Genomic DNA, 12,425 nt, shown 5'->3' on the forward strand with positions numbered 1-12,425 from the left:
ATCTATTATTGGGCTTCTTTCTTAACCTGGCTCAGCGGTTTGACCCATGGATTCTGCGCACGCACACCGGCTGGCAGCGAGGCAACGGCACGTTTGGCATCGGCTGGTGTCGCATACGATCCACTCACCAGTACGAACCACGACTGACCGTTACGGGTAGTTTTGTATACGTGATAACTGCTTAAATTCTGCTTTTTCGCCCAGGCATTCAGGCTGTCAGCTCGCGATGCCCCGCTCAACTGCAAGGTGTAATTGCCGCCCGGCAGCGATGTGCTGCTCGCGCTATTTGCCGTGCTGCTGGTGCCCGAACCGCTGGTTACTGGACGCGCTGGCGTGGTGTGTGTTTTGCTTTCGCTGGTCGCAGGTTTCGAAGCAGTTCTGTGCGGCTGCTCCTGCTGAGCACGCGCTGGCGTGCTGTTTTTTACCGGTGCTGGACGGATAGCAGGCGCTGCTGTTCCACTATTTGCGTTACCGCTTACCGTCGCAGGCGCCGTTGGCAAAGAGCTGGTAGCGCTCTGGGTAGCATTATCAACTTGCTGCTGCTGATTGCTCAGCGCGCTGTTGAGATCGCCTGGCAAAGTAACACGCTGCTGGTTCGCAGGCGCTTCTACCGGTGCGGCTTGCGTTGGTGTAGAAGAGACCGCTGGCATGGAGACATCACGTGGCGCGCTGCTGGCATTATCCGCCACAGGCGCGCTGTTTTCCGCGGGTGCCTCGGTCGCAGGCGTGTTTTGTCCGCCCGCCATGGAGGTCGATTCGGTAAGATCGATATTCCTGTCACCCGTAGCGTTAGAGCCGCCAGAAGATGCAGGATTGTTTCCAGTCGACGCCGGTTTGCTCTCGTCTGAACCGTTTAACGCCGAGCCAATGCCCAACACTAACAGCAGCAAAACCAAAATGCCGATACCCATCATCATGTGTTGACGGGAAACCGGCACTTTAGGTGCAGAAGACGACTTGCGTGGACGCGAGGGACGGCGGTCACTGGCGTCAGGTTTTAACTCATCTTCCGGTTTGAACTCATCCATTTTGCCTCCTCCGTAAAGCGGTTATCGCGTTACGCTTTTACGCGCCGCTTTACCGCTTAACTGCTAAATATCAAGATTTCTGGCAATCGTTAATTGCAGCCAGCACCCTATCATGAGTCACGCCACTACGCACTTCAGAGCGGCCGATCGACAAAGGCAACACCAGACGCAATTCGCCGGCGAGCACTTTCTTGTCGCGCATCATATGGGGCAAATAATCTTCCGCTTTCATCTCTTCTGGGCCGTGCACGGGTAAACCAGCGCGCTGCAGTAAAGCGATAACACGATCGACATCGTCTGTTTTGAACTGACCTAAACGTTCAGCAGTACGTGCGGCCATCACCATGCCTGCCGCAATCGCTTCGCCGTGTAGCCAGTTGCCGTAACCCATGTGCGCTTCAATCGCGTGGCCATAGGTATGGCCCAGATTCAACAGCGCACGCTGACCATTTTCACGTTCATCAGCCGCAACGACTTCTGCTTTTAACTCACAACAGCGGCGAATACAGTAAGCCATAGCTTGCGTATCCAGCGTCAACAGCAAGTCAAGATTACGCTCCAGCCACGTGAAAAATTTGCCATCAAGAATGATGCCGTACTTAATGACTTCCGCCAGACCCGACGCCAGTTCACGAGGCGGCAGTGAGTGCAAACAGTCGGTATCAATCACCACCGAAGCGGGCTGATAAAATGCCCCGATCATGTTTTTGCCGAGCGGATGATTAACAGCGGTTTTGCCGCCTACCGAGGAGTCAACCTGCGACAGCAAGGTGGTCGGCACCTGAATAAAGCGCACGCCACGTTGATAGCTGGCGGCGGCGAAACCGGTTAGATCGCCAATCACGCCGCCGCCTAAGGCGATGAGCGTGGTGTCGCGACCATGCGGTTTTTGCAGCAATGCTGTAAAGACTTGATCCATCACGGCGAGCGTTTTGTATTGCTCGCCGTCGGGTAAAATCACCTGATCCACTTTCACGCCCGCCGCTGTCAACAGCGTCGACAGTTTCTCAAGGTAGAGCGGTGCCAATGTCTGGTTAGTTACCAGCATGACATTATCGCCTGCCTTTAACGGCCAAAAAGAAGCCGGATCGTTAAACAGTCCGGCGGCGATAGTGATGGGGTAACTACGTTCCCCCAATGAAACAGTGATCTTCTCCATGATGCTCAATACCTGTTACAGAGCTTTTGGGTGTTGGATCAACTTTTTTCCAACATGTGGATAATCTGATTCGCCACCACTTTCGCACTCTGATCATCAGTACGGATGGTGACATCAGCGATCTCTTCATACAGCGGATTACGTTCGCCAGCCAGCGCTTCAAGCACTTCGCGTGGCGGTGAATCCACCTGCAACAGCGGACGTTTTTTGTCACGCTGCGTGCGCGCCAGTTGCTTCTCGATAGTGGTTTCTAAATACACCACGACACCGCGGGCGGAGAGACGATTACGGGTTTCTCGGGATTTAACGGAACCACCGCCCGTCGCCAGGACAATGCCTTGCTTCTCGGTCAGTTCATTAATGATTTTTTCTTCGCGATCGCGAAAGCCATCTTCGCCTTCGACATCAAAAACCCAGCCCACATCCGCTCCGGTGCGTCGCTCAATTTCCTGATCGGAATCGAAAAACTCCATATTGAGTTGCTGAGCCAACTGACGGCCAATAGTGCTTTTGCCGGCACCCATCGGCCCAACCAGAAAGATATTGCGTTTCTCTGCCATTTTGTCGGTATTACTAAGAATTCGTTAATGATACCCCGCGTTCAGCTTCTCGCTGGCGGGACAGGAACTGAGACCTCATGAGCATTAGCAAGAGTCAGATGGAAAATTATCTCAACACTCAAGGCTGTTTGGCAACCGATTATATTGCTTGCAGCACATCCATTTCTGAATTGGCCTGTCGTTCGCGAAACTGTAACGCGTCAGCACTGCGTTTTTACAACGCGGCTTTCAGAGGAGATTACTGATTCCTTTGCTGGATTTTAACCAACATGGACGGTTACAACGTATTGAAAATCGCTAAACCTTGTATGCTAATTCCTGCGCTGCGTCAACGTAGATGGCATTTAGGGCGCTATTTTCCGGTTTATCCGGCGGTAAGCGCTGCTTCCCTGACCAATCGCGGTGTAATAAAGATAACCAGCTCCTTTTTTTTACGCTCTTCCGTTTGTTGACGAAACAGCGCGCCTAATAGCGGTATATCACCGAGTAGTGGCAGCTGATTTTGCCCCCGGCTTCGCTGCTGCTGAAAAATACCACCGAGCGCTAGCGTCTGACCATCTTTCAACGTCACTTGCGTTTCAATCTCTTGTTTATCAATGGAAAGCACCTCGGTTTCACCCGTTTTAATGCTGCGGCCCGGCACATTCTGACTGATGCGAATTTTCAGCTGAATGCGCCCATTGCCCAACACCGTCGGCGTGACTTCCATGCCCAGCACCGCTTCTTTGAACTCAATGCTGGTCGCACCGCTGTTTCCCGCTGATACTTCATAAGGAATTTCAGTGCCCTGCTTAATAGAAGCGGTTTGCTGATGAGACGTAAACAAACGTGGACTGGCAATGATTTCGATTTGATTCTCTTGTTCCAGCGCGCTTAGCTCCAGGTCAAGCAATTGTCCACCGATTCGTGCCAGCGTAACGCCGACGCTTACGCCAGCCGCATTGATAGCAAGGGGTATATTCAGTTGAGGATTGCGTAAGGCATTAATCACAGCACCTTCGGCAGTGTGCAAACCCCAGTTCACACCCAACTCATGCAAATGCTCCTCACTGATGGTCACAATATGCGCGGCCAGCTCCACCTGCTCCAGCGGCACATCTAGCGCTTGCAGCCAGCGCTCAGTTTCTTTCAACGCCGCCTCGGTATCGCGTAACAGCAACGTGTTAGTACGACTATCGACAGTGGCGCTGCCGCGCGGCGTCATCAATGACTGGCGTTCTCCCTGCAGGCTGCGATGCACATCGCTGGCATTAGCGTAATGCAGCACGACACGACGCTGTTTCAAGGGTAGCTGATGTTGCTTCTCTTCCTGCTGCGCTTTTTCCTCTTTCTGCTGTTGCTGCTGCCAGCTTTCGGGATAAACCAGTAGGACGTTCTCCTCTTCAATCAGCGTCAGGCGCGCCATACGTGAAACCAGATCCAACGCCTGGGACCAAGGCATATCATCCAGCCGCAGCGTGAGAGCACCTTGTACGTCGGGTGCGATCAGCAGATTGATACCTTGATAATCAGCCAGCGCCTGTAAAATGCGCTCCACCGGTGCATCATCAAAGGCAAGGCTGAGTTTTTCATCATTGGCGAAGGCTGGCGTCAGACAACACAAGGCCAACGTTAAAATGATCGTCCTTATCACGTGCGCGTCCTTTTAATTGGAATGAGATTGTTTGCATTGAGCAGCTGTTTTCAACGCTCAGCGAGACGCTATGCCGCGTTAATGTCTTCACTCTCCACGGCACAAGCGGAAAAGGATCACCTGTATGTACTTTGACGGCTTTTCCCTGTGGGGCGAGCAGCCATGCCTGGAAATGGTTGTCACGGCCAATGATGCCCTGCAAGCGCCAGCCCGCTAGCGGTTCAATTGGCTGAACACAGGCTGTATCCAGAACAGGTTGAAACGGATCGCGTGCCAGCACGCTGCAACAACACAGCAGTAAAAGGAGCAGGCTACGGTGCATCTTCATGCTCCAGCCAAAGTTCAGCCACTAAGTGCGTCTGCTGCATAGCCAACTGAAAACGCTGAGGAAACGGCGCAGAAGATGTAGCCATTTCGGCGAACAGCGGCTGAAATTGCGCCCACTGAAGATGCAATGTTAACGCTCGCGGTTGAGCATCCGGCTGCCATTGTTCCAGTTGCTGACCCCGCGCCGCTAAAAGGGCTTCTAACGCGGGGGCTGAAGAAGCGGAACGCAACTGCGCCGATGCTTGCACCCACTGTTGTTGCAATGTTTCCAGTGAGGGATTTTGCGCAAGCTGGTGTTGACGCCGTTGCAAGCTATGTTGCTGCTGTTCCAGAGAAAGCAGCAATGCGCTCTGGGCTACTTTTAGCGGACGCAATATCGCTATCCAGCAAATGAGTAGCAAACTCAGCGCTGCCGCCATTAACAGGATATAGCGCGGCAATGTACTCAGATTTAACCAGCGCTGTATCCACTCATTCATCGGTTATCTCCTGCAGTTGCGCCCGCAATGAGAAACGATAATGTCCTTCTGACTGGCGCTTTACGCTGCCCTGCTGCACTAAAGTGAAAAGTGGATAATTCGCCAGTTGATGACGGAAAGCGCGAATTGCCTGCATATCCTGCGCATGCCCCTCTAAAAATAGCTGGAGGTCGCGCATTTCCAGCCGTTGAAGCCAGAGCGTGTCAGGCAGTAAGGCCGGTAAATCGAGCCAAAATTGTTGCCAGCGGGCAAGCTGTTGAATCTGAATTTGCTGGTTATCCAGCCGCTTTTGCTGCGTAGCCAGCCGTTGCATCGCCTGTTTTTGCAGCGTCAGGCGTTGAGCGATCTCATCCAATGCCGTGCGTAGCGTCTCTTGTTGCTGAAGCGCGGCTTGCGAAATCGAATGCGTACGCCACGCCTGTAGCGCAACGAGTAACACAATGGCAGACAGCAACAGCGAAACAATACTGAAGCTTTGTCGCCGCTGACGCTGCCAGTGCAACTGACGCCAGGGCAGAAGATTCACTGCGACCATCAGCGATCCTCCGCACGTAAAGCAAGTCCAGCAGCGAGCGTAAAATCGCTGGCGTATTCCGGCATTGGTGGCTGCTTATAGTAAAACAAATCGAAGGGGGAAAACGGCTCTGCGCCAGCGGAAAGGGCAATTTCTCTGTTATCACATAATCGGATATTGATACCTTGCGGCAGTAACTGCTGTTGCAGTTCTGCCAGCGTGGCGAGTTCGCTAGTGCCGTGGCTTGCGGCGCCATTGCTCCACAGCCAGCGCGTCTCATGACGTAAAACCAGTACGCCATTTACAGGTAACCTGGCGGCTTTAGCTGTCACATTAAATGCCTGAGAAGTCAGTTCAAATACCGCGGGTTGTAACCCTGCCTGGTGTAACGGTGCATACCACTGTTCAACCACGGCTTGCCGCGCCGCCGTGACGCAGAGCTGGCCGCTCGCGGGATCGGCACGGTAATCAAGCGCCAGCGCCTCCGGCTCAATGGGAAACAGTTTTCGCGCCGCGGCCTGAACGTAACGCCGCATTGCGGGTTCTCGCAGCAATTGTGTTGGCAGCGGCAAAGGCCGTTGCAGTATCAGATGATCAGGCAGTGCAACGCGTAGCGAATAGCGCTGCGGTAAGCGCTTGCGCCATGTGGTTAACGCCGCGACTAATTCAGGCGAAGATTGCAGCACGCCGTTTCTTAACGTATCTTGCGGCAGCCGCTGCTGCCACCAGTGGCACAACTTCCAGCCTTCTCGACGAGGCTGGATGGCGAGGGCACAAAGCTGCCTATTCTGAATATCCAGTCCAATTTGCCATGTGTGAAAAGCCATGCGCGCGATCTCCTTATCGTCAGGGGAAAATGGACATATCAAAGCGTCTGGCTTGCCTTTATACTACCGCGCGGTTGTTTATAAACTGCCCAATTGACAACAGATGGGAAATCTCAGGTGAAGTTCGTAAAGTATTTATTGATCCTTGCAGTGTGTTGCATTTTGCTGGGAGTCGGCTCGGTTTATGGTCTTTTTAAGTACATAGAGCCGCAGTTACCCGACGTAAACACACTGAAAGATGTGCGCCTGCAAACCCCAATGCAGGTTTACAGCGCAGACGGCGAATTGATGGCTCAATATGGTGAGATGCGCCGTATTCCACTGAGCTTGCAACAGGTGCCGCCTGAGATGGTAAAAGCGTTTATCGCGACCGAAGACAGCCGCTTTTATGAGCATCATGGCGTCGATCCGATCGGGATATTTCGTGCCGTCAGCATTGCGCTGGTCTCTGGCCACGCTTCGCAAGGTGCAAGTACCATTACTCAGCAGCTCGCCCGTAATTTTTTCCTTAGCCCTGAACGCACCTTGATGCGTAAAATCAAAGAAGCATTTCTGGCGATCCGCATTGAACAGCTGCTGACGAAAGATGAAATCCTTGAGCTTTACCTGAATAAGATCTACCTCGGCTATCGCGCGTATGGCGTGGGTGCTGCTGCACAGGTCTATTTCGGTAAGCCAGTGGATCAGCTTTCCTTGAGCGAAATGGCGATGATTGCCGGTCTGCCAAAAGCGCCGTCTACCTTTAACCCGCTCTACTCTCACAGCCGCGCGCTGTCGCGCCGCAACGTGGTGCTGGCCCGTATGCTGGATCAGCATTACATCACCCAGCAGCAGTATGATGAAGCGCACAACACACCGCTGGTGGCCAAATATCACGGACCGGAAATCGCCTTCTCCGCACCCTATCTCAGCGAAATGGTGCGTCAGGAAATGGTGAAGCGGTACGGCGAAAATGCCTATACCGAAGGATTCAAGGTTTACACCACCGTGACGCGTCGACTGCAGCAAGCTGCGCAGGAATCGGTGCGCAACAACGTGATGGCTTACGATATGCGTCATGGCTATCGCGGCCCAACCAATGTGTTGTGGCGAGTGGGTGAACCCGCACTGAACCAGACGGAAATCGAAAAAGCACTGAAAAAGTTGCCGGTTTACGGTCCGCTGATTCCGGCGGTGGTCACCAATGCGAACAGCGATGAAGCCACAGCCATAATGAAAGATGGCACCAACGTGTCGTTAACGCTGGCCAGCGTGCGCTGGGCGCGTCCTTATAAATCAGACACGCTGCAAGGGCCAACGCCGAAGAGCGTGACGCAAGTGTTACAGGCCGGGCAGCAAATCTGGGTACGCAAAGTCGGTGACAGCTGGTGGCTGGGACAGGTACCAGATGTGAACTCTGCGCTGGTTTCACTCGATCCGACAGACGGTTCAGTTCGTGCACTGGTGGGTGGATTTGACTTCAATCAGAGCATGTTTAACCGCGCAACTCAGGCGCTGCGTCAGGTCGGTTCAAACATCAAACCGTTCTTGTATACCGCAGCGATGGATCGCGGTTTAACGCTGGCTTCAATTCTGAATGACGTACCGATTTCGCGCTGGGATGCAGGCGCAGGTGCGGACTGGCGTCCGAAAAACTCACCGCCAACCTACGACGGCCCGATTCGTCTGCGTCAGGGTTTAGGTCAGTCGAAAAACGTCGTGATGGTGCGAGCAATGCGTGCAATGGGTGTTGATTATGCTGCTGAGTATTTACAGCGCTTCGGCTTCCCTGCACAAAACATTGTTCATACCGAATCGCTGGCGTTGGGTGCAGCCTCGTTTACGCCTCTGCAGGTGGTACGTGGATATTCAGTCATGGCGAACGGCGGCTTCCTGATCAATCCTTATTTCATCAAAAAGATTGAGGATGAACAGGGACAAACCCTGTTTGAAGAGAAGCCAAAAATTGCCTGTCCGCAGTGCAATCTGCCGGTGATTTATGGTGATACGAAGAAAGCCCTCGCGTTAAACGAGGAGAGCGTCGAAAACGTCGCGGCTTCCGATCAGAATCAAAACAGTGCAGTGCCGCAGCCGGAACTGGAGCAGGTTCCCACTCAGTCACAGCAAAATGGCGATCAGCAATATGCGCCACATGTGGTTAATACCCCGCTGTCGTTCCTGATCAAGAGCGCGCTTAACACCAATATATTTGGCGAACCGGGCTGGATGGGAACGGGCTGGCGCGCCTCACGCGATCTGAAGCGTAATGATATCGGCGGTAAAACGGGTACCACTAACAGCTCAAAAGATGCGTGGTTCTCAGGGTACGGCCCGGGCGTAGTCACGTCGGTGTGGATTGGCTTTGATGATGCACGTCGCGATTTGGGTCGTAGCACCTTGTCTGGTGCGATTCCCGATCAGATTTCTGGTTATGAAGGCGGCGCGAAGAGTGCGCAACCGGCGTGGGACGACTATATGAAAGCCGCGCTGGATGGCGTACCGGTGCAACCGTTAACACCTCCCGATGGCGTGGTTACGGTCACTATCGACCGTAACACCGGCAAACTGGCTAACGGCGGAAATACGCGTCAGGAATTCTTCATTAATGGCACGCAGCCTACTGAGTATTCTGTCCATGATGTTGGTACTACCATCATGGATAATGGCCAAAGTCATGAGCTGTTCTGATGTAAAAAGGGACGACTAACGTCGTCCCTTCCGAATGCCGAGGCTGACGATGTCAGCCTTTTTTTATGCCTTAGCTTTTTGAAGTTTCGTATTGAATACGGCCCTGCTTCACCAGCCATTCACGCACCATAAACAGCGCGCTGACGTTGCGTGCTTCGCGGAAGTCGGGCTCCTGCAACAGCGAAAGCATGTCGCTCAGAGGCCAGCGGCGCACGATTAACGGTTCCGGCTCATCCCCTTCCAGCTTCTCTTCATACAAGCCTTCCGCCACCACAATATTCATTTTGCTGGAGAAGTAAGAAGGTGCCATGGTGAGTTTGCCAAGCGACGTCAGCTCACCCGCGCCAAAGCCTACTTCTTCTTTCAGCTCTCGATCGGCCGCTTCATTCACCGACTCGCCCGGATCAATTAAGCCTTTAGGAAAACCGAGCTCGTAGCTTTCCAGCCCGACGGCATATTCCTCAATCAAAATTAGATGATCATCCACGATGGGCACGATCATTACGGCTTCACGTTCCGAAGGTTTCATGCGTTCGTAAACGCGATGAGCACCGTTACTGAAGGTTAAATTGACCGCTTCGATCGTGAATAGCCGCGAGCGCGCCACAGTTTCCACCTTGAGGATGTCAGGTTTTTTTAACGTATTTTTCATATCAGCCTCAAACATTGCTGCACTAGCGGTCAGGAGCGGATCAGCATACCTAACCGCGTCCAAATGTGCGACAGTCAGTTAATCGGGGGAAGCAGGAAGCGTCAGCACAATGCCATAAACCTCTTAGGTTACTACTGAACACTATTTTTAATTAGTCAATGCTCCACTTTAAAATTCAGATAATACCGATATTTAATTAAGCATTTGCCAGTTACCATTCCGACAAGGCATGTTGTAAAAACTTCTAATTAAATGATTTGCAGCAGTATTTCATCTGGTGTTTAACTTGTCAGCGTTGTTTATTCCCGCATAATTTGTCTTAACTTGTGGGAGCATCCAGGAGTGCGTATTTAACGTGAAGGCAGTATTTTGGCTGAATTGAGCAAAGCATGAGCACAATAATTACCCTATTGGCCGTAGTGCTAACCTGTTCAATTTTGGCAGGCATCGGATTTTGGTACGCTATGCGGCATCGCCCGCCGTTGGCGAAACCACTGCCATTTATCAGTCCGCCTTGCAGAAAACTCTCTGATGAAGAACGCATCGCCGTTGAAAAATATGTCGCGACACTGGAAAAGCAGCCGCGCGATGCTTTGCCCGGCGAGAAACGCCCTAGCAATGGCAAAATCGCGCTAACCGCGCAAAGCAATAATGTCTATCCCGTTACCCGTGCAATTACGCGCTACGGTTTATCGACCGACGATCCGCACAAGTGGCGTTATTATCTGGATGAAGTCGAAGTTCATCTGCCGCCATTATGGGAACAATACATCGCCGACGAGAACTACGTTGAGCTGATTCGCACCCAATCCATTCCTTTGGTTATTTCGCTTAATGGCCACTCGCTGATTGATTACGCCTTAAATCAATCTGCCCTGCCGACGTTGATGCGGCCCATGTCCACCAACGCCTCCATTCGTAAAGCGGAAAGTGAGAACGTTGAGCTACTGCAGGTGCGCAAAGAGACGCCGGAAGAGTATCGTCTCTCCCGCCCGGATGGCACACGCGAAGCCGTGACTATCTCGTTGGCCTTTTTGCTGTTTTTTGTCAGTCTGCTGCTTCCCACGAGTTTGATGATCTGGCTGCTGCTGGCTGGATGCGCCATGATTGGCGTTAGCCTGTGGTTGTTGTATCGCTTTCCCGCTGAAAGTAGCCTGCGTGACATTCACTGTTTGCGTGGCGCACCTAAACGCTGGGGCTTGTTTGGCGAATCTAATCAAGAGCAGAGCAACATCACGCTAGGCATTATTGATTTAACCTATCCGCCACACTGGCTGCCTTACGTCGCCCACGATTTGGGCCAGGTGACTGATGTCGAGATCTACCTCAATCGACAAGTCGTGCGTCAGGGACGTTTTCTTTCTCTGCAGGACGAAGTCAAAAATTTTCCGATTCAACGCTGGCGTAAGAACGTGGTACTGGCATGCGGGTCGCTGCTGGTGCTGACGCTACTGGTAACCTGGGTTCCACTTAGCATGCCGATCAAGCTCAGCCTTGCCTGGGCGAAAGGCACCGATAGCCTGCAAGTCAGCAGCGTAGATAAACTTAATGGCGTTGCTCTCAATATTGGTGACAGCCTGAAGGTCAGCGGTACAGGCATGTGTTCAGTGCCTGATAATTATCAAAGCAATCGCAGCTACGCTTACATGCCATTCGATTGCTCAGCCGTTTACTGGAACAACGCCACGCCGTTACCCCAGCCGCAATCAGATATTATTGATAAAGCGGCTGCGCTGCTGGATACCACTACCCGACAGTTGCACCCGGAAACCAATACCGATCCCAAACTCAACCCGCAACTGGCTTCAGCCATTCAAAAATCGGGCATGATTTTGTTAGACGATTTCTCAGATTTAGTCCTGAAAACACAAGATCTCTGTAGTCAGCAGCAAGATTGCGTACGTCTGAAAAATGCGCTGGTTAACCTGGGCAATGCAAAAGACTGGGAAGCGCTGGTACGTCGCGCGGACTCGGGCCAGTTGAATGGGATGAACGTGCTGCTGCGTCCGGTCAGCGCTGAAGCGCTGGAAAACCTGGTTAATACCGCCACATCGACTTTCTTCTTCCGTGAAACGCGTCGTGCGTCTGAAAATCTGAATAGCCCGCCGCCGGGTGGTTTCTTGATTGTCAGCGATGAGGGTCGTCAGTTAGTGAATCAGCCGCAGCCGGGTGTGTCACTGTTTGATCTGGATGCACCTTCGCAGTGGAATGAGCTGCAGCGTTTGTCCGCTATGTTGCTGCACACTCCCTTTAGCGCCAATGGTATTATTACCAGCATCACCACCGATGCGAACGGCACGCGTCACATTGCCCTGCATAACGAACCTGACGCGATGGCGCAGTGGCGCTATCTCGGCACCGCGCTGCTGCTGCTGGTGCTGGTGACTTGCGGGATCATTAACGGTTTGCTGGCGCTACGCCGCATGCACCTTAATCGACAGCGCATGACCGACATCCAGCACTATTACGATAAGTGCTTCAATCATAACCTCGGCTCTATACAGAGCGTGCGCTCGTTATTCTGAGCCCTCTCCTTCTGTGCTACCCTGTTGCCCAATTTTTTCGGGTAAAGCTTCGGG

The 12,425-nt window shown here is 52.7% G+C and carries 11 protein-coding genes; 2 read left to right on the forward strand and 9 right to left on the reverse strand.

The annotated features are described in order from the left end of the window. Positions 1-5: 5 nt before the first annotated feature. The 8 genes from MUG06_RS20355 to pilM all read right to left on the reverse strand — a co-directional run bounded on the left by MUG06_RS20355 (position 6) and on the right by pilM (position 6,527). On the reverse strand, positions 6-1,028 hold the full coding sequence (locus MUG06_RS20355; protein WP_243079848.1) for an SPOR domain-containing protein: 1,023 nt from the start codon (positions 1,026-1,028) through the stop codon (positions 6-8). 70 nt (positions 1,029-1,098) lie between these two features. Beyond that, a complete protein-coding gene (aroB, locus tag MUG06_RS20360) occupies positions 1,099-2,187 on the reverse strand; it encodes a 3-dehydroquinate synthase (RefSeq protein ID WP_243079849.1) in 1,089 nt (362 codons plus the stop codon). A 38-nt stretch (positions 2,188-2,225) separates the two neighbouring features. Further along, entirely contained in the window at positions 2,226-2,747 is a 522-nt protein-coding gene (aroK, locus tag MUG06_RS20365; RefSeq protein WP_243079850.1) for a shikimate kinase AroK, read from the reverse strand. Positions 2,748-3,111: 364 nt separating this feature from the next. Beyond that, entirely contained in the window at positions 3,112-4,380 is a 1,269-nt protein-coding gene (hofQ, locus tag MUG06_RS20370; protein ID WP_243079851.1) for a DNA uptake porin HofQ, read from the reverse strand. Further along, positions 4,319-4,702 (reverse strand): HofP DNA utilization family protein, encoded by a 384-nt coding sequence (locus MUG06_RS20375; RefSeq protein WP_243079852.1) that lies wholly within the window; start codon positions 4,700-4,702, stop codon positions 4,319-4,321. Before MUG06_RS20375 ends, hofQ begins: the two co-directional genes overlap by 62 nt. Continuing rightward, entirely contained in the window at positions 4,692-5,186 is a 495-nt protein-coding gene (locus tag MUG06_RS20380; RefSeq protein WP_243079853.1) for a hypothetical protein, read from the reverse strand. The genes MUG06_RS20375 and MUG06_RS20380 overlap by 11 nt, the downstream gene beginning before the upstream one ends. After that, positions 5,179-5,721 (reverse strand): PilN domain-containing protein, encoded by a 543-nt coding sequence (locus MUG06_RS20385; RefSeq protein ID WP_243079854.1) that lies wholly within the window; start codon positions 5,719-5,721, stop codon positions 5,179-5,181. Before MUG06_RS20385 ends, MUG06_RS20380 begins: the two co-directional genes overlap by 8 nt. Next, the gene (gene pilM / locus MUG06_RS20390) at positions 5,721-6,527 is read right to left on the reverse strand and encodes a pilus assembly protein PilM (RefSeq protein WP_243079855.1); all 807 of its coding nucleotides are present in this window, start codon (positions 6,525-6,527) and stop codon (positions 5,721-5,723) included. Before pilM ends, MUG06_RS20385 begins: the two co-directional genes overlap by 1 nt. 117 nt (positions 6,528-6,644) lie before the next feature. Here pilM and mrcA point away from each other — a divergent pair, with 117 nt between their 5' ends. Continuing rightward, positions 6,645-9,194 (forward strand): peptidoglycan glycosyltransferase/peptidoglycan DD-transpeptidase MrcA, encoded by a 2,550-nt coding sequence (gene mrcA, locus MUG06_RS20395; RefSeq protein ID WP_243079856.1) that lies wholly within the window; start codon positions 6,645-6,647, stop codon positions 9,192-9,194. Positions 9,195-9,264: 70 nt separating this feature from the next. Here the strand turns inward: mrcA and nudE are convergent, their stop codons facing one another. Then, the gene (gene nudE, locus MUG06_RS20400) at positions 9,265-9,846 is read right to left on the reverse strand and encodes an ADP compounds hydrolase NudE (protein ID WP_243079857.1); all 582 of its coding nucleotides are present in this window, start codon (positions 9,844-9,846) and stop codon (positions 9,265-9,267) included. Between the two features lie 389 nt (positions 9,847-10,235). Here nudE and MUG06_RS20405 point away from each other — a divergent pair, with 389 nt between their 5' ends. After that, positions 10,236-12,371 carry an intracellular growth attenuator family protein gene (locus tag MUG06_RS20405; protein ID WP_243079858.1) on the forward strand — a complete coding sequence of 712 codons (2,136 nt, stop codon included), beginning with the start codon at positions 10,236-10,238 and terminating at the stop codon, positions 12,369-12,371. The last annotated feature ends 54 nt before the right edge of the window (positions 12,372-12,425 follow it).

This window comes from Pantoea sp. MQR6, from assembly GCF_022761075.1.
GTDB classification, from domain to species: Bacteria; Pseudomonadota; Gammaproteobacteria; order Enterobacterales; family Enterobacteriaceae; genus Pantoea; species Pantoea phytostimulans.

What these genes read in the sequence shown, in the direction of transcription:
- MUG06_RS20355 (WP_243079848.1), bottom strand. Translation starts at nt 1,028, where the DNA reads ATGGATGAGTTCAAACCGGAAGATGAGTTAAAACCTGACGCCAGTGAC.
- aroB (WP_243079849.1), bottom strand. Translation starts at nt 2,187, where the DNA reads ATGGAGAAGATCACTGTTTCATTGGGGGAACGTAGTTACCCCATCACT.
- aroK (WP_243079850.1), bottom strand. Translation starts at nt 2,747, where the DNA reads ATGGCAGAGAAACGCAATATCTTTCTGGTTGGGCCGATGGGTGCCGGC.
- MUG06_RS20375 (WP_243079852.1), bottom strand. Translation starts at nt 4,702, where the DNA reads ATGCACCGTAGCCTGCTCCTTTTACTGCTGTGTTGTTGCAGCGTGCTG.
- MUG06_RS20380 (WP_243079853.1), bottom strand. Translation starts at nt 5,186, where the DNA reads ATGAATGAGTGGATACAGCGCTGGTTAAATCTGAGTACATTGCCGCGC.
- MUG06_RS20385 (WP_243079854.1), bottom strand. Translation starts at nt 5,721, where the DNA reads ATGGTCGCAGTGAATCTTCTGCCCTGGCGTCAGTTGCACTGGCAGCGT.
- pilM (WP_243079855.1), bottom strand. Translation starts at nt 6,527, where the DNA reads ATGGCTTTTCACACATGGCAAATTGGACTGGATATTCAGAATAGGCAG.
- nudE (WP_243079857.1), bottom strand. Translation starts at nt 9,846, where the DNA reads ATGAAAAATACGTTAAAAAAACCTGACATCCTCAAGGTGGAAACTGTG.
- MUG06_RS20405 (WP_243079858.1), top strand. Translation starts at nt 10,236, where the DNA reads ATGAGCACAATAATTACCCTATTGGCCGTAGTGCTAACCTGTTCAATT.